The 25,193-nt window shown below is 71.8% G+C and carries 26 protein-coding genes and 1 tRNA gene; 17 read left to right on the plus strand and 10 right to left on the minus strand.

Annotated features, from left to right (window positions below; all coding sequences use genetic code 11):
- The first annotated feature begins 141 nt into the window (after nt 1-141).
- Entirely contained in the window at nt 142-792 is a 651-nt protein-coding gene (locus tag AB0D46_RS02365; protein ID WP_362875358.1) for a hypothetical protein, read from the plus strand.
- Between the two features lie 122 nt (nt 793-914).
- On the opposite strand, the gene AB0D46_RS02370 is transcribed toward AB0D46_RS02365, so the two are convergent.
- Nucleotides 915-1,646 (minus strand): SLATT domain-containing protein, encoded by a 732-nt coding sequence (locus AB0D46_RS02370; protein ID WP_362875359.1) that lies wholly within the window; start codon nt 1,644-1,646, stop codon nt 915-917.
- 251 nt (nt 1,647-1,897) lie between these two features.
- On the opposite strand from AB0D46_RS02370, the gene AB0D46_RS02375 reads away from it, so the two are divergent.
- From AB0D46_RS02375 to AB0D46_RS02405, 7 genes are all read left to right on the plus strand, one after another.
- A complete protein-coding gene (locus tag AB0D46_RS02375) occupies nt 1,898-2,242 on the plus strand; it encodes a YbaB/EbfC family nucleoid-associated protein (protein ID WP_362875360.1) in 345 nt (114 codons plus the stop codon).
- A gap of 65 nt (nt 2,243-2,307) precedes the next feature.
- Entirely contained in the window at nt 2,308-2,907 is a 600-nt protein-coding gene (gene recR, locus AB0D46_RS02380) for a recombination mediator RecR (protein ID WP_319192216.1), read from the plus strand.
- A complete protein-coding gene (locus tag AB0D46_RS02385; RefSeq protein WP_362875361.1) occupies nt 2,900-3,547 on the plus strand; it encodes a DUF5063 domain-containing protein in 648 nt (215 codons plus the stop codon). Before recR ends, AB0D46_RS02385 begins: the two co-directional genes overlap by 8 nt.
- Before the next feature lie 145 nt (nt 3,548-3,692).
- Nucleotides 3,693-4,967 (plus strand): aspartate kinase, encoded by a 1,275-nt coding sequence (locus AB0D46_RS02390; protein ID WP_362875362.1) that lies wholly within the window; start codon nt 3,693-3,695, stop codon nt 4,965-4,967.
- The gene (locus AB0D46_RS02395) at nt 4,964-6,037 is read left to right on the plus strand and encodes an aspartate-semialdehyde dehydrogenase (RefSeq protein WP_362875363.1); all 1,074 of its coding nucleotides are present in this window, start codon (nt 4,964-4,966) and stop codon (nt 6,035-6,037) included. Before AB0D46_RS02390 ends, AB0D46_RS02395 begins: the two co-directional genes overlap by 4 nt.
- A gap of 167 nt (nt 6,038-6,204) precedes the next feature.
- Nucleotides 6,205-6,987, plus strand: a complete 783-nt coding sequence (locus AB0D46_RS02400; protein ID WP_362875364.1) for a SigE family RNA polymerase sigma factor — start codon at nt 6,205-6,207, stop codon at nt 6,985-6,987.
- Complete coding sequence (locus AB0D46_RS02405) at nt 6,984-8,141, plus strand: hypothetical protein (RefSeq protein ID WP_362875365.1); 1,158 nt, start codon at nt 6,984-6,986, stop codon at nt 8,139-8,141. Before AB0D46_RS02400 ends, AB0D46_RS02405 begins: the two co-directional genes overlap by 4 nt.
- On the opposite strand, the gene AB0D46_RS02410 is transcribed toward AB0D46_RS02405, so the two are convergent.
- Together AB0D46_RS02410 and AB0D46_RS02415 are read right to left on the minus strand one after the other, a co-directional pair.
- Nucleotides 8,119-8,994, minus strand: coding sequence for an SURF1 family protein (locus tag AB0D46_RS02410; RefSeq protein WP_362875366.1), 876 nt, complete (start codon nt 8,992-8,994; stop codon nt 8,119-8,121). The two genes, AB0D46_RS02405 and AB0D46_RS02410, sit on opposite strands and share 23 nt — an antisense overlap.
- Nucleotides 8,995-9,113: 119 nt before the next feature.
- Entirely contained in the window at nt 9,114-10,940 is a 1,827-nt protein-coding gene (locus tag AB0D46_RS02415; RefSeq protein ID WP_362875367.1) for a prolyl oligopeptidase family serine peptidase, read from the minus strand.
- A gap of 206 nt (nt 10,941-11,146) precedes the next feature.
- Between AB0D46_RS02415 and codA the strand changes: the two genes are divergently transcribed.
- Nucleotides 11,147-12,451, plus strand: a complete 1,305-nt coding sequence (codA, locus tag AB0D46_RS02420; protein ID WP_362875368.1) for a cytosine deaminase — start codon at nt 11,147-11,149, stop codon at nt 12,449-12,451.
- Between the two features lie 38 nt (nt 12,452-12,489).
- Complete coding sequence (locus AB0D46_RS02425) at nt 12,490-13,095, plus strand: HD domain-containing protein (RefSeq protein ID WP_362875369.1); 606 nt, start codon at nt 12,490-12,492, stop codon at nt 13,093-13,095.
- 104 nt (nt 13,096-13,199) lie between these two features.
- On the opposite strand, the gene AB0D46_RS02430 is transcribed toward AB0D46_RS02425, so the two are convergent.
- Nucleotides 13,200-13,273 (minus strand) — tRNA-Pro (locus tag AB0D46_RS02430).
- A gap of 168 nt (nt 13,274-13,441) precedes the next feature.
- Nucleotides 13,442-14,380, minus strand: coding sequence for a metallophosphoesterase (locus AB0D46_RS02435; protein ID WP_362875370.1), 939 nt, complete (start codon nt 14,378-14,380; stop codon nt 13,442-13,444).
- Nucleotides 14,381-14,449: 69 nt separating this feature from the next.
- Between AB0D46_RS02435 and AB0D46_RS02440 the strand changes: the two genes are divergently transcribed.
- Complete coding sequence (locus AB0D46_RS02440; protein WP_362875371.1) at nt 14,450-14,911, plus strand: GatB/YqeY domain-containing protein; 462 nt, start codon at nt 14,450-14,452, stop codon at nt 14,909-14,911.
- Nucleotides 14,912-15,080: 169 nt separating this feature from the next.
- Here AB0D46_RS02440 and AB0D46_RS02445 read toward each other — a convergent pair whose 3' ends face one another.
- Entirely contained in the window at nt 15,081-17,429 is a 2,349-nt protein-coding gene (locus AB0D46_RS02445; RefSeq protein WP_362875372.1) for a transglycosylase domain-containing protein, read from the minus strand.
- A gap of 396 nt (nt 17,430-17,825) precedes the next feature.
- Between AB0D46_RS02445 and AB0D46_RS02450 the strand changes: the two genes are divergently transcribed.
- Nucleotides 17,826-18,176 (plus strand): WhiB family transcriptional regulator, encoded by a 351-nt coding sequence (locus AB0D46_RS02450; protein ID WP_053676911.1) that lies wholly within the window; start codon nt 17,826-17,828, stop codon nt 18,174-18,176.
- A 40-nt stretch (nt 18,177-18,216) separates the two neighbouring features.
- Here the strand turns inward: AB0D46_RS02450 and AB0D46_RS02455 are convergent, their stop codons facing one another.
- A complete protein-coding gene (locus tag AB0D46_RS02455) occupies nt 18,217-19,455 on the minus strand; it encodes an ArsA family ATPase (protein ID WP_362875373.1) in 1,239 nt (412 codons plus the stop codon).
- Nucleotides 19,452-20,438 (minus strand): ArsA-related P-loop ATPase, encoded by a 987-nt coding sequence (locus AB0D46_RS02460; protein WP_362875374.1) that lies wholly within the window; start codon nt 20,436-20,438, stop codon nt 19,452-19,454. The genes AB0D46_RS02455 and AB0D46_RS02460 overlap by 4 nt, the downstream gene beginning before the upstream one ends.
- Nucleotides 20,439-20,510: 72 nt before the next feature.
- Here AB0D46_RS02460 and AB0D46_RS02465 point away from each other — a divergent pair, with 72 nt between their 5' ends.
- The 5 genes from AB0D46_RS02465 (at nt 20,511) to AB0D46_RS02485 (ending at nt 23,367) form a co-directional block, all read left to right on the plus strand.
- Nucleotides 20,511-20,672, plus strand: a complete 162-nt coding sequence (locus AB0D46_RS02465) for a DUF4177 domain-containing protein (RefSeq protein WP_007264966.1) — start codon at nt 20,511-20,513, stop codon at nt 20,670-20,672.
- Nucleotides 20,669-21,142, plus strand: coding sequence for a RidA family protein (locus AB0D46_RS02470; protein ID WP_362875375.1), 474 nt, complete (start codon nt 20,669-20,671; stop codon nt 21,140-21,142). The genes AB0D46_RS02465 and AB0D46_RS02470 overlap by 4 nt, the downstream gene beginning before the upstream one ends.
- Before the next feature lie 175 nt (nt 21,143-21,317).
- The gene (locus AB0D46_RS02475; protein WP_362875376.1) at nt 21,318-22,229 is read left to right on the plus strand and encodes an NUDIX hydrolase; all 912 of its coding nucleotides are present in this window, start codon (nt 21,318-21,320) and stop codon (nt 22,227-22,229) included.
- Nucleotides 22,226-23,071 (plus strand): MBL fold metallo-hydrolase, encoded by an 846-nt coding sequence (locus AB0D46_RS02480; RefSeq protein WP_362875377.1) that lies wholly within the window; start codon nt 22,226-22,228, stop codon nt 23,069-23,071. Before AB0D46_RS02475 ends, AB0D46_RS02480 begins: the two co-directional genes overlap by 4 nt.
- Nucleotides 23,068-23,367, plus strand: coding sequence for a hypothetical protein (locus AB0D46_RS02485; protein WP_362875378.1), 300 nt, complete (start codon nt 23,068-23,070; stop codon nt 23,365-23,367). The genes AB0D46_RS02480 and AB0D46_RS02485 overlap by 4 nt, the downstream gene beginning before the upstream one ends.
- Before the next feature lie 14 nt (nt 23,368-23,381).
- Here AB0D46_RS02485 and AB0D46_RS02490 read toward each other — a convergent pair whose 3' ends face one another.
- Both AB0D46_RS02490 and AB0D46_RS02495 read right to left on the minus strand, forming a co-directional pair.
- Nucleotides 23,382-24,182: a nucleotidyltransferase domain-containing protein gene (locus AB0D46_RS02490; protein WP_362875379.1), complete on the minus strand. Its 801-nt coding sequence runs from the start codon at nt 24,180-24,182 to the stop codon at nt 23,382-23,384.
- Nucleotides 24,183-24,327: 145 nt separating this feature from the next.
- The gene (locus AB0D46_RS02495) at nt 24,328-25,002 is read right to left on the minus strand and encodes a Crp/Fnr family transcriptional regulator (RefSeq protein ID WP_003981529.1); all 675 of its coding nucleotides are present in this window, start codon (nt 25,000-25,002) and stop codon (nt 24,328-24,330) included.
- Between the last annotated feature and the right edge of the window lie 191 nt (nt 25,003-25,193).

Below are 25,193 nucleotides of genomic sequence, written 5' to 3' on the forward strand. Positions count from 1 at the left end.
GACGCGGCGCCCGCCCCCGGCCCCGTGAGCGGCGCCGGGGGCCCCGGGTCCTTGCGCACCCCTTCGCGGAGCGTGTCCGGCGCACTACGCTGGCGGCATCAGTGGCAGTCGACACGACTGATCCGACCGATCGGAGCCCGCGTGGCCTGTGACCTGTGGCTGGTCCCCCTCGTCGATGTGCTGTGCCACAGCCCCGACAACCCCTTCGCGGAGGAGATCGCCTCCTACGACAAGGCGCTGGGCGAGGCGGGCATGCCGTCCGTCCCCGTGTTCGCGTACATGCCGGGCCTGAACGGGGACGTGGCCCCCGTGGCCGGATTCGACTACGACGCGCTGCACTTCCTGCGGCGCGCGTACCTGCTGCAGATCTGCGGATTGCCGGTGACGCCGGTGGACGAGCTGGGCGGGGACTACGAGCAGCTGTTGGAGATGTTCGAACCGACGGCCCAGCAGTCGCACCTGGTGTGGCACTACGACCACGCCGGGGCCTACGTGCCGGTGGACTTCGCGGCTCCGCTGGCCAACGAGGAACTGCTGGCCGGGGGCGGACCGCTGGGGTCCGCGCAGGGGCTGCTGCGGGAGCTGGCCGTCGTCGCCCCGGCGATCGGAATAGACCCGGGGAACCCGCCCGCCGCACCGGCTCCGCCGGGCCGGCCGACGTCGCTGGAGGAATCGGCCGGGCCGATCCCGTACGACGAGAGCCCCTTCGCCCGGGAGCGCCACGTGTGGCTCGGGCTGCACGCGGCGGCGACACGCAGCCTCGGCCAGGGATCGATGATCATCTTCAGCTGACCCGGACGAACCGGGCGGAGCGGTTCCACCGGCCCCGCCCCACCGGCCCGATCCCGTCGGACCCGACCGCGCGGCGGGTGCGGGGCGCACCGCCCCGCGCCCGCGCCCCGCAACCACGCACCTCAGCGCGGCTGTTCCGGCGGGCGCTGGCGCGGCATGTTCGGCCGGGTGCCCGGGGGGAGGGGGAAGCGGGCCGGGGGGACGCCCGGGTCGGAGCGTGCGGTGGAGCCGGCCAGGGACTGCATCACCAGCGGGGCGGGGCCCGCGCGGAACTCGACCATCCAGTCCGCCGTCTCCGAGCGCACCAGCTCCGTCACGTCCTCCGAGAAGCGCCGCAGCACCGTCAGGCAGCGCTCGGCGGCCTCGCTCGCGGTGCCCTCGGTCGGGCCCAGTACCTCGCGGACGTTCTCGGAGGCCCAGTCGAACTGGAGCGTCTGGAGGCGGCGCTGCACGGCCTGCGCGGTCGCCACGTCCCGCATCCACCCGGAGGTGAGCCCGAAGAACCGGTCGCAGGCCAGGCAGGCGGCGGCGAACAGCAGGCACAGGTACCCGTACTCGGACGCGCCCGGCGCCGAGCCCGTCAGCTCCAGCAGGGGCATCGCGGCGCCGGAGACGGCGCCGGCGGCCGCGCCCACCCGCAGCGCCCGTGCGCCGCGGCGCTTCCACGCCCGGTCGGACAGGTACCACTCGGCGGTGCGCAGCGCGTCGGCCTCGACGCGCCGGTAGAGCTCGTCGAGCCGCTCGGCGGGTTCGCCCCAGTCCCCGAGGGGGAACGGCCGGCCGGTCAGGTCGCCGTCGCCGTCCTCTGCGGGATCCCGGGGTGGCCCCTCGGGCTGCATCTCCGGCTGACTCACCCGGCACTCCCTCTGCCTGCGCTGACGTGTGGTGGTGCGCGTGTGCGTAATGGTGCGCATGCTCTTCCTACCTTCGAATGCCGGGGCATGGACGACGAATCCCCGGTTTTCCGCCCGCAGGGAGGGCCTCAGCAGGTACGCGCACGCCGTATCTCTCACTCGAAAGAGTTGGTCCTCCCGGCGTAGGGCGCGCCGCGCGGGGACCACGTAGGCTCGGATTGACCAAGCGTTCCCGAAGGAGTGAGTGCCCTGTGATTCCCGGTGGTGGCCAGCCCGACATGCAGCAGCTGCTTCAGCAGGCCCAGAAGATGCAGCAGGATCTCGCAGCGGCCCAGGAAGAACTGGCCGCGGCCGAGGTCGAGGGTCAGTCCGGCGGTGGGTTGGTCAAGGCGACCGTCACCGGTTCCGGTGAACTGCTCGCGCTGGTGATCGACCCGAAGGCCGTGGACCCGGAGGACACCGAGACCCTCGCCGACCTGGTGGTCGCCGCGGTTCAGGCGGCCAACGAGAACGCCCAGGCGCTCCAGGAGCAGCGGATGGGTCCGCTCGCCCAGATGCTGGGCGGCGGCGGAGGCATCCCCGGCCTGCCGTTCTAGCGTCTGCGCCGGATCGTCCCGTGTGACATCGACCGAACCCCTACCGAACGAGAGAAGGCAGTCCGTTGTACGAAGGCGTGGTCCAGGACCTGATCGACGAACTGGGCAGGCTGCCCGGCGTCGGGCCCAAGAGCGCGCAGCGGATCGCCTTCCACGTCCTGCAGGCCGAGCCCACCGACATCCGCCGCCTCGCGCACGCGCTGCTGGAGGCCAAGGACAAGGTCCGCTTCTGCGCGGTCTGCGGGAACGTGGCGCAGGAGGAACGGTGCGGCATCTGCCGCGACCCGCGCCGCGACACCACGGTCATCTGTGTGGTGGAGGAGTCGAAGGACGTCGTCGCGATCGAGCGGACCCGCGAATTCCGGGGCAAGTACCACGTCCTCGGCGGCGCGATCAGCCCGATCGAGGGCGTCGGCCCGGACGACCTGCGGATCCGCGAACTGCTGACGCGCCTGGCGGACGGTACGGTCACCGAGCTGATCCTGGCGACCGACCCGAACCTGGAGGGCGAGGCGACCGCCACCTACCTCGCCCGCATGATCAAGCCCATGGGCCTCAAGGTCACCCGTCTGGCCAGCGGGCTCCCCGTAGGGGGAGATCTGGAGTACGCGGACGAGGTCACGCTCGGGCGGGCCTTTGAAGGAAGGCGACTTCTCGATGTCTGACGCAACGCTGCACGCCCTCGGCCAGGACCCGGACGACTTCGCCGCCTCGATCGCGGACCAGATCGAGTCGTTCATCGTCGCGGTCACCATGGTGGCCAAGGGCGAGGACCCGGACAGTGCCGTGCCCTTCCTCCTGCTGGAGGTGTCCCAGCTGCTGCTGGCGGGCGGCCGGCTGGGCGCGTACCAGGACGTCCTGCCCGAAGAGCGCTACGAGCCCGACCTGGGCCCGGAGCCGGACGTGGACGACCTGCGCGAGCGGTTCGCGCTCATGCTGGAACCGGTCGACGTCTACTCCGAGGTCTTCGACCCGTACGAGCCGCGCAAGGCGCCGGTCCCGCACCGGATCTCCGACGACCTGGCCGACGTGGTCGCGGACCTGCGGCACGGGCTCATCCACCACCAGGCCGGTCGGATCACCGAGGCCCTGTGGTGGTGGCAGTTCTCGTACTTCACCAACTGGGGTCCGACGGCCTCGGCCACGCTGCGCGCCCTCCAGTCGCTGATCGCGCACGTCCGGCTCGACCAGCCGCTGGCCGCCCTGGACGGCCTGGACACGGACGAGGACATCACCGAGGACGATCTGGCGGAGCAGGCCGGCCGGGTCATGGCCGAGGAACTGGGCGGGCTGGGTCGTAAGTGAGGGGCCGCGCACCTGCCCCGTCGGGGCCCGCCCGGGCAACCGGTCCGCTGATCTTTTCGTCTCATGATGTGGCACGAAGCGGTCGTATCGCGGCCGCTCGTTAGACTGCATCCGGAAAATGAGACGAACCGAGCGAGGAGCGCACGTGGGCCTTGTCGTGCAGAAGTACGGAGGCTCCTCCGTAGCCGATGCCGAGGGCATCAAGCGCGTCGCCAAGCGGATCGTGGATGCCAAGAAGAACGGCCACCAGGTGGTCGTCGTGGTTTCCGCGATGGGCGACACTACGGACGAGCTGATCGATCTCGCCGAGCAGGTATCTCCGATGCCTGCCGGGCGTGAGTTCGACATGCTGCTGACCGCCGGAGAGCGGATCTCCATGGCCCTGCTGGCCATGGCGATCAAGAACCTGGGCCACGAGGCCCAGTCGTTCACCGGTAGCCAGGCGGGCGTGATCACCGACTCGGTGCACAACAAAGCGCGCATCATCGATGTGACGCCGGGCCGTATCCGCACCGCGCTGGACGAGGGCAACATCGCCATCGTCGCCGGCTTCCAGGGCGTGTCCGCGGACTCGAAGGACATCACCACCCTCGGCCGCGGCGGGTCGGACACCACCGCCGTGGCGCTGGCCGCGGCGCTGGACGCCGAGGTCTGCGAGATCTACACCGACGTCGACGGCGTCTTCACCGCGGACCCCCGCGTCGTGAAGAAGGCCAAGAAGCTCGACTGGATCTCCTCCGAGGACATGCTGGAGCTCGCGGCCTCCGGCTCCAAGGTGCTGCTGCACCGATGCGTCGAGTACGCGCGCCGCTACAACATCCCGATCCACGTCCGCTCGTCCTTCTCCGGACTGCCGGGCACCTGGGTCAGCAACGAGAATCCGCAAGGGGACGCGCAGGTGGAGCACGCCATCATCTCCGGAGTCGCGCACGACGTCTCCGAAGCCAAGATCACTGTCGTCGGGGTCCCGGACAAGCCGGGCGAGGCCGCGGCGATCTTCCGCGCCATCGCGGACGCCGAGATCAACATCGACATGATCGTCCAGAACGTCTCCGCGGCCTCCACGGGCCTCACGGACATCTCCTTCACCCTCCCCAAGACCGAGGGCCACAAGGCCATCGAAGCCCTGGAGAAGGCGAAGGGCCAGATCGGCTTCGACTCGCTGCGCTACGACGACCAGATCGGCAAGATCTCGCTGGTCGGCGCGGGCATGAAGACCAACCCGGGCGTCACCGCCTCGTTCTTCCAGGCGCTGTCCGACGCGGGCGTCAACATCGAGCTGATCTCGACCTCCGAGATCCGCATCTCCGTCGTGACCCGCCAGGACGACGTCAACGAAGCCGTCCGCGCCGTGCACACGGCCTTCGGACTCGACTCCGACAGCGACGAGGCCGTCGTCTACGGAGGCACCGGACGATGAACCCGCCCCGGTCCTCCGGCCCGGCGCTCGCCGTGGTCGGGGCGACCGGTGCGGTCGGTTCGGTCCTGCTCCGGATCCTGTCCCAACGGGCCGACATCTGGGGCGAGATGCGCCTGATCGCCTCCGCGCGCTCGGCCGGCCGCGTGCTGGCCGTGCGCGGCGAGGAGATCGAGGTGATCGCCCTCACCGAGGACGCCTTCGACGGCCTCGGCGTGGGCGACGTCGTGCTCTTCCTGACCCCGGGCGAGGTCTCGGCGCGCTGGGCCCCCGTGGTCACCGCGCGCGGAGCCGTCGTGGTGGACCGCTCCGCCGCGTTCCGGGACGACCCCGAGGTGCCCCTGGTGGTGCCCGAGGTGAACGGCCACGCCGTACGGATCCGGCCGCGCGGCATCGTCGCCGGCCCCGACTGCGTGACCGCCGCGATGATCGCCGCGCTGGGCGCGCTGCACGCCGAGTACGCGCTGGCCGACCTGGCCGTCTCCTCGTACCAGGCCGCCGGCGCGGCCGGTCGGGCCGGCTCCGAGACCCTGCGCCGCCAGCTGTCCCTGGTCGCCGGCACCTCCCTGGGCGAGCAGCCCGGTGACGTCCGACGGGCCGTCGGCGAGGACACCGGGCCGTTCGCGGCCCCGCTAGCGCTGAACGTCGTCCCCTGGTCCGGTGAGTTGTGCGACGACGGCTGGTCCTCGCACGAGCTGGCCGTGCGGGCGGAGACCCGGCGGATCCTCGGACTGGACGCGCTGCCGGTCGCCGTGACCTGCGTACAGGTCCCCGTGGTCACCGGCCATTCCCTGACCGTGCGGGCCCGCTTCGAGCGGGAGGTCGACGCGGTGCGCGCCCGGGAGATCCTGGAGGCCGCGCCCGGCGTGGTCCTCGTCGACGACCCGGCCGCTGGGGAGTTCCCGACGCCGGCCGACGCCGCCGGAACGGATCCCGCCTGGGTGGGACGGGTGCGGCGCTCGCTCGACGACACCCGCGCCCTGGAGTTCTTCGTGTGCGCCGACAACCTGCGCAAGGGCGCGGCCCTGAATGCCGTTCAGATCTCGGAACTCATCGCGGGTGAATTCGCGTAATTCGCTTTGTAGGATCGGTGACGATCCCTTGATCAAGGTGATGGCCCGACTGCCGCCTGGACAAACGGGGCAACCGGGAAGGGTGTACGCATGAGGGCAACGGGAAGAACGCGAAGGACTCCGCCCCGCGCGTACAACCCTGACGCGGGGATACGTGTCCAAAGGGCGTGGCAGAGGCATTGCTCGACTTCGCCGTCGTACCCGCACGCACCGGAATCGTCCCGTCGCGGCGACGCACCGGCACACCCGGTGGCTTCCCCGTGATCGTTCCCGTTCCGCCGGCCGGCGCCCCGCCCGCCGCCCTGCCCCTGCCGACCCCGGGCGGCCGCCTGCCATCGCCCCGCGACGGCGCGGGTACGGTCGGCCCGCCCGCGGACACGACGGCGGCCGGTGCGCCCGCGGCCGGGGCAACCGGCGCCGGTGCGGAGGCCGCCGCCGAGAAGGTCGTCGTCGCGGGGACCACGGTCGATCACCTCACCGAGACCTACCAGGCCCACTACCGGTCCCTCCTCGGACTGGCCGCGCTCCTCCTCGACGACACCGCCTCCTGCGAGGACGTCGTCCAGGAGGCCTTCATCCGCGTCCACTCGGCGCGCAACAGGGTCCGGGACCGGGACAAGACGCTGGCCTACCTGCGTCAGACCGTCGTGAACCTCTCGCGGTCCGCGCTGCGTCGACGCATCCTCGGGCTGAAGCTCCTCTCGAAGCCGATGCCGGACATGGCGAGCGCGGAGGAGGGCGCGTACGACCAGCTGGAGCGCGACGACCTGATCAAGTCGATGCGCGGACTCCAGCGCCGCCAGCGCGAGGTGCTGGTGCTGCGCTACTTCGCGGACATGACGGAGGTCCAGGTCGCCGAGACGCTCGGCATATCGCTCGGCTCGGTCAAGGCGTACGGTTCGCGGGGCATTGCCGCGCTGAGGGTGGCGATGGAGGCTGCGCAGTCATGACGGACGACCAGAAGAATCCGGCGGACCCGACGGGAACCGCCGGCCGCGACGGTGACGAACAGGCGCTACGGAACCTGCTGGCCGGCGCCGTCCAGGGCCTGGAGCCCTCCGACGGCGCGCTGGAGCGGCTGCGCCACGCGGTGCCCGCCCGCCGGGCCCGCAAACGCCAGGCCGTCGTCGGGGCGGCAGCGGCGGTACTGCTGGCCGCGACCGCGGTGCCGGCGGCCCTGCACCTCGGAGGCGAACAGGGCACCACCACCGACCACTCGACGATGGCCGGGCACGGCCAAGCGCAGGGCGGCAACGCCGAGGACCCCGCGGAGCCCCGCCACAACGGCGCCGGAGCCGGCAACCAGCCCCGGCCGACGCGGTCCCCCGGCCCGATCCTGGAGAGCGGCACCGGCGAACGACCGTCCCCGCAGGCGAGCGGCAGCCCCTCCGGCGGCGACACGGCCGGCCCGTCCGGTCCCGGCGCCACGGCGGGCGACGCGACCGGCAGCGGACCGGTGATCGAGCGAACGCCCCCGGTGTCCGCCCCCGGGGTCGTCCCCTCCTGCACCTCCGAACAGTTGGGCGTGTGGGGCAGCGCCCGCGCCCCCGAGCGCGACGGGAAGGTCTACGGCAGCTTCAAGGTCACCAACGTGTCGGCGCACGGCTGCACGGTCACCGGCCCGGACCGGGTGACGGCAGCCTCGCTGGCGACGACGCCGCCCGCGAAGGGCCCCGCGGTGACGGTCACGGGCCACCGGGAGGGTGACCCGGCGAGCGGGCTGCTCCCCGCCCCGTCGACGGAGATGGCCCAGCTGGTCCTCGCCCCCGACAGTGCCTACGAGGTGCGCTTCGCCTGGGTCCCGTCCGCCGAGTCCTGTCCCGCGGCGACCCCGGGCCCCTCGGCCAAGCCCGCCGAGCAGAGCGACCCGGCGCAGCACCCGGCCGGTTCGGCGGAGCCCGCGGCGGCGGACGGTTCGGCCGTGAGCCCGGCCGCGGCGGCGGACCCGCTGAGCGGTTCCACGGCTCCGGACCCGGCCGGCGTGGCGGTGTCCCACACGCCGGGCACACCGCTGTCGGGGGCTCCGGTCACGCAGACCACGATCCCGGCGGCCTGCGGCGGAACGGTCTACCGGACGGGCATCATCGCCCCTGCCGCGCCGTAGCGGAGGCTGGGTCCGGCGCGTCGGCGTCGGACCCGGCGGCCGCGTCCGGGGTGGCAGCGGCATCGGCCCCGGCATCGGGTCCGGTGGTCGCGTCCGGGGTGGCCGGCAGCAGCCCGGCCTCGGCGTCGCGCAGGGTCTCCACCTCGCGGCGGTACAGCCGGAACCACATGAAGATGACGAAGGCGACGAAGACGAACCACTCGCCGGTGTAGCCGAGGTTCTGGAAGGCCTTCAGGTCGAGACCGGTGTTGTTCGGGGCCTTTGCGGGGACCGGCGTCATCCCCTCGACGGGCGTCTGCACCGTCAGCCAGGCGTCGTACAGCGGATCGGGCACGAGGTTGACCAGTGTGGCCGATCCGATCACCCCGAGCTGCCCCTCCGGGAGGCCGCCCTGCGAGTGGACGCCCTTGGTCCCGGAGTTCTCCGAGGACTGCAGGGCGCCGCTGACCTCGACCCGTCCGGTCGGCGGGGTCGGGGCCTTCGCCGCGTCGGCCGGCCCCGGCAGCCAGCCCCGTACGACGGGGAGGGTCCGGCCCGAGTCGGTACGCAGCAGGGTCAGGACGTAGAAGCCCTCCCGGCCGTCGAGCTGCCGTTCGGGGACGAGCAGCTGGCGCCCGTACTCCCCGGCGGTGGAGGCGAGCCGTCCGGAGGTCTCCGTGGTCACCGGCAGCAGGGAGTCCAGCGGGGCGGCCGTCAGGTCGGCGGGCCGCTGCGCGGTCGCCTCCCGGTGGCTGCCGACGCGATCCTCGAAGCGGCCGAGCTGCCAGGACCCCATGAACAGGCAGACGGGGATGGCGAGCGCGACGAAGACGTTGATCCCCCACCAGCGCGGGGTCAGGAGAAACCGGTGCACCCCACCACCGTACGGGGGGCGCGGGGCCGGCCCGCCTCCGGGGCACGGCCCGCAACCGCCCGTCCCGCCCGGAGACGGCCGGGCGGGACGGGTACCGCGTGGCCCGGAGGGCTCCCGGATCAGGGCTTCAGGTGCTTGAGGGCGAATTCGAGGTCCATGCGGACCTGCTTGATGCGTTCCTCGACGACCAGCGAGCCGTGCCCGGCGTCGTAGCGGTACACCTCGTGGACCGCGCCGCGGGCGGCGAGGCGGTCGACGTAGTTGTCGATCTGACGGATCGGGCAGCGCGGGTCGTTGACCCCGGCGGCGATGTGCACGGGAGCGGTGACGGCGTCGACGTACGTCAGCGGGGAGGAGGCCTCGAAGCGCTCGGGGACCTCCTCCGGGGTGCCGCCGAAGAGCGTGCGGTCGAGGGACTTCAGGGCCTCCATCTCGTCGTGGTAGGCCGTGACGTAGTCCGCGACGGGTACGCCGGCCAGGCCCACGGCCCAGGCGTCGGGCTGCGTGCCGAGGCCGAGCAGGGTCAGGTATCCGCCCCAGGATCCCCCGGACAGGACGAGGCGGTCCGGGTCGGCGAGTCCGGAGGCCACGGCCCACTCCCGGACGGCCGCGATGTCCTCAAGCTCGATCAGGCCGACGCGGTGCTTGAGGGCGTCGGTCCACTCCCGGCCGTAGCCGGTGGAGCCGCGGTAGTTGACCCGGACCACCGCGAAGCCGTGGTCCAGCCAGGCGGCCGGGGTGGCGAGGAAGGAGTCGCTGTCGTGCCAGGTGGGCCCGCCGTGGATCTCGAAGATGGTCGGGAAGGGGCCGTCGCCGTGTCCAGTGGGACGCTGGGTCAGGGCGTGGACGCGGCCGCCGGGGCCGTCCACCCACACGTCCTCCACCGGCACCGAGCCGGGCGGCCGGAAACCGGGCGGATCGAGTACGACACCGCCGGAGGTGGAGCGCACGGAGGCCGGTTCCGCAGCCGAGGACCATTGGTACTCGACGGTCCCGTCCGGGCGGGCCGTCGCGCCGGACACCGACCCCGGGGGCGTGTCGACCCGTACGAGTTCCCGCGCGGCCAGGTCGTAGCGCCACAGCTCGCTGCGCGCCTCGAAGCTGTGCGCGATGAGCAGGGCGGACCCGTCCGGGTACCACTCGGCGCTGACGTCGCCGGGCAGCTCGATCGCCAGGTCCTCCTCGGCGCCGGTGGACACGTCCCAGACCATCGGCTCCCACCGGCCGCGCCGCTGGTGGCCGACGAGGAGACGGGTGTCCCCGGCGACGGGGGCGAAGCCGAGCACGTCCAGACCGAGCTCCTCGGTACCGCCCTTGGAGTCGTCGAGCTCGGCGACGGTGGTCCCGTCGAGGGTGAGGACGCGCAGCGCCGAGTGCATGGCGTCGCCGTGCTCGGTGTGCTCCACGGCGAGGAGGGTGCCGTCGCGGGAGAGGTCTCCGACGCCGGCCGACTCGCGGTGCCGGTAGACGACGGTGGGGGCGCTGCCGTCCGGCCGGACGACGTGGATCGTCGAGCCGTCCTCGTCCGTGGACCGACCCACGACCGCCGTGCCGTCCCGACCGATGGCGAGCCCCGCCGGGTAGGAGGGCTCCAGGCCGGGGGTGGCGGGTGCGTCGGGGCCGCCCGCGAAGGGCTGGCGGACCCAGGTGCCGAACTCGTCGCCGTCGGTGTCGGAGAACCACCAGATCCACTCGCCGTCGGGGGAGAGGGTGCCGTCGGTGGTGCCGTTCGGTCGGTCGGTGGCCTGGCGCTGGGTGCCGGTGGCGCGGTCCCAGGCGTAGAGCTCGTAGGTGCCGGTCGCGTTGGAGACGAAGAGCGAGCGGTCCGGGGCGTCCTCGGCCCATTCGGGAAGGCCTACGCGCGGGGCCCGGAAGCGCTTCTCCCAGTCGGGCATCTCTCGCGTCTCGGGGGTGTCGCCGGGGGTCACATCGCTGTCGCTGGTCATGCCCTCCATTCTTGCCGTACCGGCGGCGGTGACGCGTCGAGATGCCGACGGGGCCGAACGGGCGGACGGTGGCGGGCGGACGTCGATCGCTGACGAGTGTCGGTATCGGCGAAGACCAGGGGCATGCGCGCGTTTCACGTGAAACCGGGTCGCGTGCACGCGGGCGTTTCACGTGAAACGAAGGACCCCGTCCGTACGCTGGCCCCATGCGGATGATCGTCCGGGGTGCCCGGCTGCTCCACACATCGGCTCACGCCCTCTCCGACGTGGAAGTCGGTGAGGACGGTCGGATCGCGCGCGTGGTCCCGTACGACGACCAGAAGGAACCGCCCGCGACCGGAGTGCTGATCGAGGCCCACGGAGGTCTCCTCACCGCACCCTTCGTCGAGCCCCACATTCACCTGGACACGGCCTTGACGGCCGGGCAGCCCCGCCCCAACGTCTCCGGCACGCTCTGGGAGGGCATCGCCTGCTGGAGCGAACGCAAGCGGACCTTGACCCGTGAGGACGTCATCGACCGGGCGACCGAGGTGCTGCGCTGGCAGGCGGCCAACGGGGTGCTGCACGTCCGCACCCATTGCGACATCACCGACCCCGCCCTCACCGCACTCGACGCGCTGCTGGAGGTCCGTGACCGGGTGCGGGACGTCATGACCCTGCAGATCGTCGCCTTCCCGCAGGAGGGCATCGTCTCCTTCCCCGACGGCGCCGCGCTGCTGCGCGAGGCCGTGGCCCGCGGGGCGGACGTCGTAGGGGCGATCCCGCACTTCGAGGACACCCGCGAGGACGGGATCGCCTCACTGGGAACGGCCTTCGCGCTGGCCGAGGAGCACGGGCTGCGCGTCGACGCCCACTGCGACGAGATCGACGACGAGCAGTCCCGCTTCGTGGAAACGCTCGCCACCCTGGCCCTGCGCTCGGGCCTGCGCGAGCGCGCGACCGCCTCGCACACCACGGCCATGGGCTCATACAACGGCGCCTACGCGTTCAAACTCCAACGGCTGCTGTCCCGTTCGGGCATCAACCTCGTCTCCAACCCCTTCGCGAACCTCAACCTCCAGGGCCGGTTCGACGCCTATCCCAAACGGCGCGGCCTCACCCAGGTCAAGGAGATGTTGGCCGCCGGCGTCAACGTGGCCTTCGGCCACGACGACGTGATGGACCCCTGGAACGCGCTGGGCACGGCCAACCCGCTCCAGACCGCCCTCGTCGGCGTCTACGCCGCCCAGCTCACCGGAGCGGACGAGATCCCGCTCGCCTTCTCGATGGTGACGGACCGTGCGGCCCGGGTGCTGGGCCTCGACGCCTCCGAGTACGGGATCCACGAGGGCGCCCCAGCGTCCTTCGTCCTGCTGCCCGCCCCCACCCCGCAGGAGGCGATCCGCCGTCAGGTCCGCCCCCGCTACGTGGTCTCCCGCGGCAGCGTCCTCGCGGAGACGCTCCCGCAGCCGACCCTGCTGAACTGGCCCGGCAGGACCCCGTCGACGGTGGATTTCACCCGGGAAACCTGAGACGCGGACCTGAGGCGCGTCCGCACTAGGGTGCGTTCATGACACGGACACGGACACGGACCCCCTACGACCTCGACTCCGCCGCGGCCCGCTCCGCCTTCGAGACCGCCGCGGAGTACGCGGACGCGGCGCTGCTCAACCACTCCGTCCGCTCCTACGCCTTCGCCGCCGAGTACGCGCGCGAGCGGGGGATCGCGTACGACGCGGAACTCCTCTACGTCAGCGCCCTCCTGCACGACCTGGGCCTGACCGCGCCGTTCGACAGCCACACCCTGCCCTTCGAGGAGGCCGGCGGGCACGTGGCCCGGGTGTTCACGGCGGGCCTGGGCTGGGCGCCCGCCCGCCGGGCGCGGGCGCAGGAGGTGATCGTCCTCCACATGCGGGACGACGTCGACGCCGCCGAGGACGCGGAGAGCCACCTCCTCCAGGTCGGTACGAGCGCGGACGTCTCGGGTCTGCGCGTGGAGGGGTTCGCCCCGTCCTTCACGGCCGGCCTGCTGGCCGCGTACCCGCGACGGGGCTTCGGCGCGGCCTTCCTCGCGCTCGTCGAGAACCAGGCCGTACGCAAACCGACCTGCGCGGCCGCCACCTACGTCGCGTCCGGAGCCGCGACCCGCATCGCCGCGAACCCCCTGGACCACTGACCCCACCCCGGCCCAGCACCACCACCCCGCCGCGGCGGAGCGGGAACACAAAACAGGTCAGGCACCTACCAAAATTGGTAGGTGCCTGACCTGGTACCACAGCGTCGGGGTGGCGGGATTTGAACCCACGACCTCTTCGTCCCGAACGAAGCGCGCTGCCAAGCTGCGCTACACCCCGATCGTCGCTTTGGCGTCTTGCTTCCGTGGCGACATCGATTACTTTAGCGGACCCTCGCCCGGAGACGAAATCCGGTTTTCACGAAGCGCCGACGAAGCGCCGACGGGGCCCCGACGGGGCACCGACGAGGCCCCGGCAGGGTGTCGCCGAGGTGTCCCGGCCCGGGTGTCAGGCCTTCGGGGTCAAGGTCAGGAGGGTCGCTTCCGGCGGGCAGGCGAAGCGGACCGGGGTGTAGCGGTTGGTGCCGCAGCCCGCCGAGACGTGGAGGTACGAGCGGTGGCCGTCGGTTTCGTACGTCGACAGGCCCTTCACCCGCTTGGTGTCCAGGTCGCAGTTGGTGACCAGGGCCCCGTAGAAGGGGATGCACAGCTGCCCGCCGTGCGTGTGCCCAGCGAGGATCAGCGGGTACCGGTCGGCGGTGAAGGATTCGAGCACGCGCAGGTACGGGGCGTGCACGACGGCCATCGAGAAGTCGGCGTCCGCCTCCGGACCGCCCGCGACCTGCTCGTAGCGGTCCCGCTTGATGTGGGGGTCGTCGAGGCCGGTGAAGGCGAGCTCCAGCCCTTCCAGCTTCAGCCGGGCCCGGGTGTTGGTGAGGTTGAGCCAGCCCGCCGCGTCGAAGGCGTCGCGCATGCCCTCCCACGGGTTGTGGACGGCGCCGACGACCGGCTTGTTGCCGTTCAGTCCGTGCCGGCCCTGGGTCTTCTCGATCAGGTACCGCCCCGGGTTGCGCAGCCGCGGCCCGTAGTAGTCGTTGGACCCGAAGACGTAGACGCCCGGGAACTCCATCAGCGGACCCAGTGCGTCGAGCACCTCCGGCACGCCCTCCGTGTCGGAGAGGTTGTCGCCGGTGTTCACGACGAGGTCGGGGCGCAGCCCGGCCAGGGACTGCAGCCAGGCGCGCTTCTTGTGCTGCCCGCCGACCATGTGGATGTCGGACACCTGGAGCACGCGCAGCGGGCGCATCCCTTGCGGGAGCACGGGCACGGTGACCCGGCGCAGGCGGAAGGAACGGGCCTCGAATCCGGCGGCATAGGCCACTCCGGCGGCACCCACCGCCGCGATCGAGGCAGTGACTTTGAGGGGGACTCCGTAACGCGCGCGCATGCCCCCTATCGTCGCAGACGCGGAAAACCGGCGGGCGCCACCGCCCCCTCACCTGGCAGACTCATGGACATGACCACGCTCAAGGCCAAGCTCCAGGAAGACCTCACCAACGCCATCAGGGCCCGCGACGAGCTCGCCTCGTCGACGCTGCGCCTGACCCTGTCCGCCATCACCAACCAGGAGGTCGCGGGCAAGGAAGCACGCGTGCTCTCCGATGACGAAGTCCTCAAGGTGATCGCGAAGGAGGCGAAGAAGCGCCGCGAGGCCGCGGAGGCCTTCGCCCAGGGCGGCCGCGCCGAGCAGGCCGCGCGGGAGACGCTGGAGGGCGAGTTCCTCGACGCGTACCTGCCCAAGCAGCTGTCCGACGACGAGCTCGACGCGATCGTGGCGCAGGCGGTCGAGGAGGCCAAGGCGGCGGGCGCCGAGGGGCCGCGGGCCATGGGCGCCGTCATGAAGATCGTGAATCCCAAGGTCGCGGGTCTGGCGGAGGGCGGCCGGGTCGCCGCCGTCGTCAAGCGCCGGCTTTCCTGAACCGGGCGGGATCGGTAGGAGCAGCACCCGATCCCGCGCGGAAACGGGTACGGGTACGGGTACGGAAACAGGTACAGGTACAGGTACAGGTACAGGTACAGCAGCGGGAACGAGGGAGGGCCCCGGCCGGATCATCCGGCCGGGGCCCTCCCCTTCTCCACCGCGGGTCCTACTGTTCCTCCCGGCCGCCGATCAGGCCGGGCTCCCCGGTGATCCCGCCGAACGGCGGCTTCTGGGAGTCGCCCCCGCCGCCCGCGGCGGCCGCGCCGCCGGTGGCTCCGGCAGCCGTCGCACCGCCGGGCCGGCTGTCGCCGGGCTTGCCGTCGCCGCCGGGCTTGTTCGGCTTGCCGGGCCGGTTCGGGGTCGGCGGGTTGGAGTTACCGGCCCCGTTCCCGTTGCCCCGGCCGCCGTTGTTGCCGTTGCCGGTGCTCGGGAGCTGGGGTTCCGCGATGCTGACCGTGGCGAAGTCGGGTGCCTCGCGCCCGGACAGGGCGCCGGAGACCGCGTCGCGCCAGATCGGGCCGGGCAGGCCACCGCCGAAGACCTTCGGGTAGTACTGCCCGCCGATGGTGATGTCCTCCATCGAGATCTTCTTCGCGCCGCCCGAGCCGACCCACACCGCGCCCGACATGTTCGGGGTGTAGCCGACGAACCAGGCGTTGTAACGGGAGTCCGTCGTACCGGTCTTGCCCGCGTTGTCGCGGTTGCTCAGGCCGGCCTTCTCACCGGTACCGGAGTCGACCACGCCGCGCAGCAGGGTGTTGATGGTGTCGGCGGTGTCCTGGGACATCGCCCGATCGCACTTGGTCTTCGGCACCGCGAGGGCCTTGCCGTGGGCGTCGGTGATCGACTCCAGGGCGATCGGGGTGCAGTACGTGCCCCGGTTGGCGAAGGTCGCGTACGCGTTGGCCATCGTCAGCGGCGACAGTTCGGCGGAGCCGAGCGCGATGGAGGGGGCCTCGGGCAGCTTCGAGCCGTCGGCCGGGATCACGCCGAGCTTCTGCGTCATCTCGTTCACCGGGCAGAGCCCGATCTCGCCGATCATCTGCACGAAGTACGTGTTGATGGACTTCTCCATCGCCGTCCGCAGCGCGTAGGGACCGATCTCGTCCTCGGTCTCGTTCTCGGCCGTCGCGAGCTTCTTCTTGCCGTCCGGCAGGTTGACCCACTGGCTGCCGTCGCACTTGGGGATCGGGCTCGGGTAGTCGATCTTGTTGGGCGCCGAGTAGACCTTGGTCGGCGCCATGCCCTGCTCGAGGGCCGCGGCCGCGATGAAGGGCTTGAACGTGGAACCCACCTGGAAGCCGAAGTTGGAGCCGCCCATCCGCTTGTCCACGGAGTAGTTGATCTGCGTCTCGTTCTTCCCGAAGCCGTACGGCTTCGACTGCCCCATGGCCAGGACCCGGCCGGTGCCCGGCTGGATCATGGTCACGGCCGTGGCGATCGAGTCGTCCTCGTTGACGTGGTCCTTGATCGAGGCGTTCGCCGACTCCTGGGACTGCGGGTCCAGGGTCGTACGGACGGTCAGGCCGCCCTGGTTCCAGATCTTCGCCCGGTCCTCGCGCGTCTTGCCGAACACCGGGTCCGACAGGAAGGTGTTGCGCACGTAGTCGCAGAAGAAGCCCGCGCCCTTGACCGCGGTGATGCAGCCGTTCTTCGGCCGGGTCACCTTCAGCTGGACCGGCTTCTTCTTCGCCTCCTCCGCCTCCGCCTGCGAGATGTCCTTCATGTCGGCCATCCGTTGCAGGACGGTGTTGCGGCGCTTCATCGCCTCCTGCGCGTCGTTGACGGGGTCGTACCGGCTCGGCGACTGGACCAGGCCGGCCAGTAGCGCCGACTCGTCCATGGTGAGGTCCTTGGCGGGCTTGCTGAAGTAGCGCTGCGCCGCCGATTCGATCCCGTAGGCCTGCTGGCCGAAGTAGGTGATGTTGAGGTAGTTCTCGAGGATCTTCTTCTTCCCGAGCTCCTCCTCGACCTGGATCGAGTACTTGAGCTCGCGGATCTTGCGTCCGAGGCTCTTCTCCTGCGCCTCGCGCACCTTCGTCTCGTCGTCGCCCGCTTCCTCGACGAAGACGTTCTTCACGTACTGCTGCGTCAGCGTGGACGCGCCCTGAGCGGCGCCGCCCTCCTGCGCGTTGCGGTTCACCGCGCGCAGGATGCCCTTGAGGTCGACCGCGCCGTGCTCGTAGAAACGCGAGTCCTCGATGGCGACGATCGCCTTCTGCATGTACGGGGAGATCGCCGTCAGCGGGACGACCTGTCGGTCACGTGAATAGACGGTGGCGATCAGGCCACCCTCCGCGTCCAGAATCGTGGTGCGCTGACTCAACGGAGGCGTTTTGAGATTGGCCGGGATCTCGTCGAATCCCTCCACCGTGCCCTTGGCCGCGAGTCCCAGCGCGCCGGCGCCCGGGATCGCGATGCCGGCCAGTACGACTCCGGAGAGAACGGACACCCCGAGGAACTTGGCGGCCTGCTGTGGTCCCGTGAGCCCGCCGCCCGAGCGCTTCTTACCCATGGAGGGCAGCCTACGTTCTCATTCACCGGACACACGCGAATGCCTTGGCCTAAGCTGGCCCCAACTGTCACAGCAGTGCGGTGCGACATCAACCCCTCGGCTTGTTTTTCACCCTTCCCGAATGGGGTGGACACGTGTCCGAATCTCGCCCTTCGCTCTGTCGGCCGCTTACCGGCAGCCCCCGATTTCACCCCAATCGCCGGAATGGTCGGGCATGTCGCCGGATCACTCCGTCGGGTGATCTGCCGCTTACCCATAGTCCGTTCGGACCATTCAAGATTGGGCCCGTCGGGGGTGTTGCACTGTGCCCACCTTCCGTAACGTCCTCAACTGGCAGCGGTGAATATGCCGCTACCGCCGTGGGGGAGCCTCGATTCGGGAGAGGACGGCGCCGGGATGGGCTGGGTTACCGACTGGAGTGCGCAGGCAGCCTGCCGCACTACCGATCCGGATGAACTGTTCGTTCAAGGAGCGGCACAGAACAGGGCCAAGGCGGTGTGCACCGGATGTCCGGTGCGGACCGAGTGCCTGGCCGACGCGCTCGACAATCGTGTCGAGTTCGGAGTATGGGGCGGAATGACCGAGCGGGAACGACGCGCGTTGCTGCGCCGACGTCCCACCGTCACCTCGTGGCGACGGCTGCTCGAAACCGCCCGCACGGAGTACGAACGCAGTACGGGCATCCTCACCATGGATGTCGACGCGGAGATCGACGTTCCGTACGAGACGTACGCGGCGGCCGGGTAGATCACCCGGGCACCACGTCGTACGAGAACCCTGCGAACGCCTACGCTCCGGCCGGTACCCCGGCCGCGAGGCACTCTCCGATGGCCCGCAGCCCGGCGAGGTCGTGCACGTCGCCGGGCAGGGCGGTCACTTCCGTCACCGCCACTTCCGGGTGCAGAGAGGTGAAGCGATCGCGTGTGCGCCGTTCACGCGCGATCACCTGCATCCGTTCCGCATGCAGACGCAGCAGTCCTGCCGTGACCTCGTCCACGTCGGGGGAGCCGTCGTCGGCGGCGTCACGAAGTCCAGCTTTCCCGGACTCCTGATCGACAATGCCGCCCTCTTCAAGATTCTCTGCGGCGGCCAGGGCCCGTTCCGCCGAGAGTTGGCTGGCGCCGCTCCCGTGGACCCGGTTCAACACCAGGCCGGCCAGCGGCATCCGTTCCGCCGCGAGCCGTTCCACGAAGTACGCCGCCTCGCGCAGGGCGTCCGGTTCGGGCGCCGCGACCACGAGGAAGGCCGTACCGGGGGCCTGGAGCAGCCGGAACGTCGCGTCCGCGCGGGTGCGGAACCCACCGAACATCGTGTCCATCGCGGCCACGAAGGTCTGCACGTCCTTCAGCAGCGAGGCCCCCATCAGCTTGCTCAGCGTGCCCGTCATCATCGACATGCCGACATTGAGGAACTTCATCCCGGCCCGGCCGCCGACCTTCGCCGGGGCCATCAGCACCCGGATGAACTTCCCGTCCAGGAAGGACCCGAGGCGCTTCGGCGCGTCGAGGAAGTCCAGCGCGGACCGGCTCGGCGGGGTGTCGACGATGATGAGGTCCCAGTCGTCCCGGGCCCGCAGTTGGCCCAGCTTCTCCATCGCCATGTACTCCTGCGTGCCCGCGAAGCCGGCCGACAGGGACTGGTAGAAGGGGTTCGCCAGGATCGCCCGGGCCCGCTCGCCGTCCGCGTGCGCCTCGACGATCTCGTCGAAGGTCCGCTTCATGTCCAGCATCATGGCGTGCAGTTCGCCGGTTCCGCCGCCCCCCTCCAGGGGGACCCTGCGCGGGGTGTTGTCCAGGGAGTCGATGCCCATGGACTGGGCCAGCCTCCGAGCCGGGTCGATGGTCAGCACGACGGCCTTGCGGCCGCGTTCGGCGGCCCGTACGCCGAGCGCGGCGGCCGTGGTGGTCTTGCCGACGCCGCCCGAGCCGCAGCACACCACGATCCGGATGCTCGGGTCGTCCAGCAGCGCGTCGACCGCCAGCCTCGGCGGCGTGTCCAGGCCCATGGTGTCCACTCCCTCGCTCATTCGGCGTCCGCCTGCTTGCGCAGCTCCGCGGCCAGCTCGTACAGCCCGGCCAGCTCCATCCCCGCCCCGAGCAGGGGGAGTTCGTACGTCGGCACGTCCAGCTCCGCGAGCGTGGCGCGCTGTTCGCGCTCCAGCCGGACCCGGCCCGCGTGTTCCGCGGCCTGCGCGAGCAGCGGCTCCACCAGCCGCTCGGCCAGCCCGCCGCGGCGGGAGCCACCCAACCCGGCCCGGGACAGGGCCTGCGCGATCTCGGCCCGGTGCTCGCCGGCCGCGGAGCGCAGGGTGTCCTCGTCCAAGTGGTGCGGGCGCACCATGTTCACGACGACGCGGCCCACCGGAAGGCCGGCTTCCCGCAGTTCCGCGATGCCGTCCGCGGTCTCCTGGACGGGCATCTCCTCCAGCAGCGTGACCAGGTGCACCTCGGTCTCCGGGGACTTGAGCACCTTCATGACGGCCTGGGCCTGGTTGTGGATCGGCCCGAACCGGGCGAGCCCGGCGACCTCGTCGTTGACGTTCAGGAAGCGGGTGATCCGCCCGGTGGGCGGGGCGTCCATGATCACGTGGTCGTAGACGAACCTGCCGGCCTTGTCCTTGCGCCGCGCGGCCTCGCACGCCTTGCCGGTCAGCAGGACGTCCCGCAGGCCGGGCGCGATGGTCGTCGCGAAGTCGATCGCGCCGAGCTTCTTGAGCGCGCGGCCCGCCGAGCCGAGCTTGTAGAACATCTGGAGGTAGTCCAGCAGCGCCCGTTCGGCGTCGATGGCGAGCGCGTACACCTCACCGCCGCCCCCGCCGGGCGCGACGGCGATCTTCCGCTCCTCGTAGGGGAGCGCTTCCGCTCCGAACAGTTGTGCGATGCCCTGCCTGCCCTCGACCTCCACCAGAAGTGTCCGCCTGCCCTCGCGTGCGAGGGCGAGCGCGAGTGCCGCGGCGACCGTGGTCTTGCCGGTGCCGCCCTTGCCGCTGACCACCTGGAGCCTGCTCACAGCGTCCGAGCCTAACGACTCGGTCCACGGGCCGCGCATGAGGCCCGCACGACAGGCGTTACGCTCGCCCCCATGACCAAGAAGTTCGAATACGCGACGGTCCCCCTGCTGGTCCACGCCACCAAGCAGATCCTGGACACCTGGGGCGAGGACGGCTGGGAGCTCGTCCAGGTCGTGCCCGGCCCGAACAACCCCGAGCAGCTCGTGGCCTACCTCAAGCGGGAGAAGGCATGAGCGGCGTCGTCGACGCGAAACTGGCCGAGCTCGGCCTGACGCTGCCGGACGTCGTTCCTCCGCTGGCCACCTACCAGCCGGCCGTGCGCTCGGGTGACTACGTGTTCACCTCGGGCCAGCTGCCCATGGTCAAGGGCACCCTCCCGATGACCGGCAAGGTCGGCGCCGAGGTGTCCGCCGAGCAGGCCAAGGAACTCGCCGCGACCTGCGCGCTGAACGCGCTGGCGGCCGTGAAGTCCGTGGTCGGTGACCTCGACAAGATCGCCCGCGTCGTCAAGGTCGTCGGCTTCATCGCCTCCGCCCCGGACTTCACCGCCCAGCCGGGCGTGCTGAACGGCGCGAGCGAGCTGCTGGGCGCCGTCCTCGGCGAGAAGGGCGTCCACGCCCGCAGCGCGGTCGGTGTGGCGGTCCTGCCGCTCGACGCCCCCGTCGAGGTCGAGATCCAGGTCGAGCTGGTCCCCGGAGCCTGACCCGGGCCCCGCACCGCGCGGGTCTGCGGCAAGGGGCCGTTGCTCGCGCAGCGGCCCCTTCCGCTTCCCCGGGGGGCCGCCACGCCGCCCGCGGGGACGTCGCCCGGTTCGCCGTCGGGGCAGGTCACCGCGGGTGCCCCTCGAACATCGGGCCGGATGGTCGTAGCATCCGGCCATGCCGAACGGTCAGCACGGTCAGTCGTCGTCCAGCCCCGCCGGGGGTCAGTGGTATCCCCCGGAGTGGCCCGACCGCATCCGCGCGCTCGCGGACGGATCGCTCACCCCGGTCGCGCCCAGACGCGCCGCCACGGTGATGCTGCTGCGCGACACCGCCGCCGGCCCCGCCGTGCACATGCTGCGCCGCCGCTCCTCAATGGCCTTCGCGGGCGGCGCCTACGCCTACCCGGGCGGCGGGGTCGACCCCCGCGACGAGGACCACCGCATCGGCTGGGCCGGCCCGGACCAGGACGCCTGGGCCGCACGCCTCGGCACCGATGCCGCCTCCGCGCAGGCCATCGTGTGCGGAGCCGTACGGGAGACCTTCGAGGAGGCCGGGGTGCTGCTCGCGGGGCCGACCGCGGACACCGTCGTCGGCGACACCACCGGGGACGACTGGGAGGCCGACCGGCAGGCCCTCGTGGGCCGCGAGCTGTCCTTCGCCGAGTTCCTGGACCGGCGCGGCCTGCTGCTGCGCTCCGACCTGCTCGGCGCGTGGGCCCGCTGGATCACCCCGGAGTTCGAGCCCCGCCGCTACGACACGTGGTTCTTCGTCGCGGCCCTCCCGGAGGGGCAGCGCACCCGCAACGCCTCCACCGAGGCCGACCGCACCGTCTGGATCGGCCCCGCCGTCGCGGCCGACGGTTACGACAAGGGCGAGCTGCTGATGATGCCGCCCACCATCGCGACGCTGCGTTCGCTGGAGCCGTACGGGAGCGCCGCCGCGGCGCTCGCGGGCGCCGCCGCGCAGGACCTGACCGCCGTCGTGGCCCGGGCCGCCCTGGTGGACGGCGAGCTGGTGCTCAGCTGGCCGGGCCACGACGAGTTCACCAAGCGCGTCCGTTCCGACCGGCCGGGGGCCCCCTCATGACCGACGCCGCAGCCCTGCCGGGCCAGCCCCGCGGAGTGGTCTCCTCCGGGCCCGCGACCGCCCGCGCGGTCAACGTCCTGGCCCCCAACGCCTCCGCCATGACCCTGGACGGCACCAACACCTGGCTGGTCGGCGAGCCGGACTCCGAGCTGGCCGTCGTTATCGACCCCGGCCCGCTCGACGAGGCCCACCTCAAGGCCGTCATCGCCGCCGCCGAGCAGGCCGGCAAGCGGATCGCGCTGACCCTGCTCACCCACGGCCACCCGGACCACGCCGAGGGCGCGGGCCGCTTCGCCGAACTCACCCGGACCAAGGTCCGCGCCCTCGACCCGGCCCTGCGGCTCGGCGACGAGGGACTCGCCGCGGGGAACGTGATCCGCACCGGCGGCCTGGAGCTGCGGGTCGTGGCCACCCCCGGGCACACCTCCGACTCGCTCTGCTTCCACCTGCCCGCCGACCGGGCCGTCCTGACCGGCGACACCATCCTGGGCCGCGGCACCACCGTCGTCGCCCACCCCGACGGGCGCCTCGGCGATTACCTGGACTCCCTGCGCCGGCTGCGCTCCCTCACCGTCGACGACGGCGTGCACACGGTGCTGCCGGGCCACGGGCCGGTCCTGGAGGACGCCCAGGGCGCCGTCGAGTACTACCTCGCCCACCGCGCCCACCGGCTCGCCCAGGTCGAGACGGCCGTGGAGGACGGCTTCGTCACCCCCGAAGCGGTCGTCGCCCGGGTCTACGCGGACGTGGACCGGTCCCTGTGGCCGGCGGCGGAGTGGTCCGTACGGGCGCAGCTGGAGTACCTGCAAGATCACGGACTGATCCCGGGAGGACCGGAATGAGCACGTTCCTCGTGCTGCTCGTCGTACTGGCAGGCGTCGGGTGGGTCGCCTCGTCGGCGACGCTGCGCGCCAAGGCGCTGGAGCACAAGGTCGACCGGCTGGAGCGCCGGCTCGGCTCGGTCCTGGGCCACCTCGGCATCGAGGAGCCGGAGCCGGCCGGGCTGGACGAGGTGCGCGCCCTGGTGCGCGAGGGCCGCACGGTTTCGGCCATCAAGGCCTACCGCGGCATCACCGGCGCGAGCCTGGTCGAGGCGAAGAGGGCCGTGGAGGCCCTGGACGTCACTCGGCGGGCCTGACGGGCCCCCGCTCACTACCGGGGCGACTTCGTGCCCAGCCGGGCCGTGTACTCGTCCGCGAGCCACGGGCCCAGGTCCGCCAGCCAGCGGCGCGTCACCTCCGGGTCCGCGACGGGCTCCAGGGCCACCTCGGCGGCCTCCCGCAGCTGTGCGGCGCGCTCCGGGTAGTAGCGGCCGAACACCTCGGCGGACTCGCGCAGGTCGCTGCTCCAGCCGCCCCACCGGGGCATCACCAGGGTGAACGCGGTGCGCACCAGGTGCCGCGAGAAGAAACGGTTCATCCTGCGGTACTCGGCGGGCGTGGAGGCGGCCCCGGCCCGCTCGCGCCATCGGGGCAGCAGGGCGGCCAGGTCGCCGTTCAGCTCACGGGCCAGCAGGGCGTCCGGACGGTACCGGGGCAGGTGCTCGGCGAGGTCGTCCCCGAGCAGCGGCGTGCACAGGCAGGCGAGGAACCACCCCAGGTCGTGACGTTCCCGCTCGCTCAGCAGCCGGTCCTTGCCGAACAGCAGGATGCCGACGCCGTCGATCTCGGCGAACTCCTCGTCGAGCCCGCGCCCCAGCGCCTCGGTCGTGTCCCGGTCCTCGTCGGTCGGCTCCCGGTGCAGGGCGATCAACAGGTCGAGGTCGGAGCGTCCCGGGCGGGCGGTCCCGCGCGGCACCGACCCGTACAGGTAGGCGCTGTGCAGCCGTTGCCCGTACGCCTCGGCGATCCGGGCCCTGGCGGTCGCGACTAGGGCGGCGAACCCGGGCTGCACCCGGCCCAGCGAGCCCTCCCGCTCGAAGTACCCGTCAGCGTCCAGCCCTCTGTGTTCCATGGCGCCCACTCTGCCCTTCCTTCGGCCGGGGTCCCACGCGTTTTTTTGGAGCCGTCGGCTCTCGTACGTCCGGATGCGTGAAGGGGCCCCGCCCGACCGGGCAGGACCCCTTCACGACGACTGCCGCGGTGCGCGGCGCGGTGCGTCAGCGCGAGCGCTTCGCGAGGCGCTCCACGTCCAGCAGGATCACGGCGCGGGCCTCCAGGCGGAGCCAGCCGCGGCCCGCGAAGTCGGCCAGGGCCTTGTTCACGGTCTCGCGGGAGGCGCCGACGAGCTGCGCGAGCTCCTCCTGCGTCAGGTCGTGGACGACGTGGATGCCCTCCTCGGACTGCACGCCGAAGCGGCGCGACAGGTCCAGGAGCGCCCGGGCCACGCGGCCGGGAACGTCGGAGAAGACCAGGTCGGACATCTGGTCGTTGGTCTTGCGCAGGCGCCGGGCGACTGCGCGCAGCAGCGCGGTCGCGACCTCGGGCCGGGCGTTGAGCCAGGGCTGGAGGTCGCCGTGGCCGAGGCCGAGGAGCTTGACCTCGGTCAGCGCGGTGGCGGTGGCGGTGCGCGGGCCCGGGTCGAAGAGCGACAGCTCGCCGATCAGCTCGCCGGGGCCGAGGACGGCCAGCATGTTCTCGCGGCCGTCGGGGGAGGTGCGGTGCAGCTTCACCTTGCCCTCGGTCACCACGTACAGCCGGTCGCCGGGGTCGCCCTCGTGGAACAGGGCGTCACCGCGTGCGAGGGTCACCTCGCCCATGGAGGCGCGGAGCTCCGCGGCCTGCTCGTCATCGAGCGCCGCGAAGAGCGGGGCGCGCCGCAGAACGTCGTCCACGAGTCTCTCTCCTATGTCGACCAGCCAGGGGACCGCTCCCCATTTTGCCGGACGGCTCAAACAGTGCGATCAATCACAAGGATGCCGGACGGAGGGGCGTGCTGTGCGGCGCGGGACCAATCGGAGTGGTGTTACCTGAGGTCCGGGCGGGTGTCAGCGGCCGGCCTTAGGCTGGCCGGGTGTCCAATAAG

It is taken from the genome of Streptomyces sp. NPDC048383 (assembly GCF_040651775.1).
Lineage (GTDB): Bacteria > Actinomycetota > Actinomycetes > Streptomycetales > Streptomycetaceae > Streptomyces.

Bases quoted from the DNA above. Each gene is read 5' to 3' on its own strand.
- AB0D46_RS02385 (WP_362875361.1), top strand. From the start codon at position 2,900: ATGTCTGACGCAACGCTGCACGCCCTCGGCCAGGACCCGGACGACTTC.
- AB0D46_RS02395 (WP_362875363.1), top strand. From the start codon at position 4,964: ATGAACCCGCCCCGGTCCTCCGGCCCGGCGCTCGCCGTGGTCGGGGCG.
- AB0D46_RS02405 (WP_362875365.1), top strand. From the start codon at position 6,984: ATGACGGACGACCAGAAGAATCCGGCGGACCCGACGGGAACCGCCGGC.
- AB0D46_RS02415 (WP_362875367.1), bottom strand. From the start codon at position 10,940: ATGACCAGCGACAGCGATGTGACCCCCGGCGACACCCCCGAGACGCGA.
- codA (WP_362875368.1), top strand. From the start codon at position 11,147: ATGCGGATGATCGTCCGGGGTGCCCGGCTGCTCCACACATCGGCTCAC.
- AB0D46_RS02425 (WP_362875369.1), top strand. From the start codon at position 12,490: ATGACACGGACACGGACACGGACCCCCTACGACCTCGACTCCGCCGCG.
- AB0D46_RS02435 (WP_362875370.1), bottom strand. From the start codon at position 14,380: ATGCGCGCGCGTTACGGAGTCCCCCTCAAAGTCACTGCCTCGATCGCG.
- AB0D46_RS02440 (WP_362875371.1), top strand. From the start codon at position 14,450: ATGACCACGCTCAAGGCCAAGCTCCAGGAAGACCTCACCAACGCCATC.
- AB0D46_RS02445 (WP_362875372.1), bottom strand. From the start codon at position 17,429: ATGGGTAAGAAGCGCTCGGGCGGCGGGCTCACGGGACCACAGCAGGCC.
- AB0D46_RS02450 (WP_053676911.1), top strand. From the start codon at position 17,826: ATGGGCTGGGTTACCGACTGGAGTGCGCAGGCAGCCTGCCGCACTACC.
- AB0D46_RS02455 (WP_362875373.1), bottom strand. From the start codon at position 19,455: ATGAGCGAGGGAGTGGACACCATGGGCCTGGACACGCCGCCGAGGCTG.
- AB0D46_RS02465 (WP_007264966.1), top strand. From the start codon at position 20,511: ATGACCAAGAAGTTCGAATACGCGACGGTCCCCCTGCTGGTCCACGCC.
- AB0D46_RS02470 (WP_362875375.1), top strand. From the start codon at position 20,669: ATGAGCGGCGTCGTCGACGCGAAACTGGCCGAGCTCGGCCTGACGCTG.
- AB0D46_RS02475 (WP_362875376.1), top strand. From the start codon at position 21,318: ATGCCGAACGGTCAGCACGGTCAGTCGTCGTCCAGCCCCGCCGGGGGT.
- AB0D46_RS02480 (WP_362875377.1), top strand. From the start codon at position 22,226: ATGACCGACGCCGCAGCCCTGCCGGGCCAGCCCCGCGGAGTGGTCTCC.
- AB0D46_RS02485 (WP_362875378.1), top strand. From the start codon at position 23,068: ATGAGCACGTTCCTCGTGCTGCTCGTCGTACTGGCAGGCGTCGGGTGG.
- AB0D46_RS02490 (WP_362875379.1), bottom strand. From the start codon at position 24,182: ATGGAACACAGAGGGCTGGACGCTGACGGGTACTTCGAGCGGGAGGGC.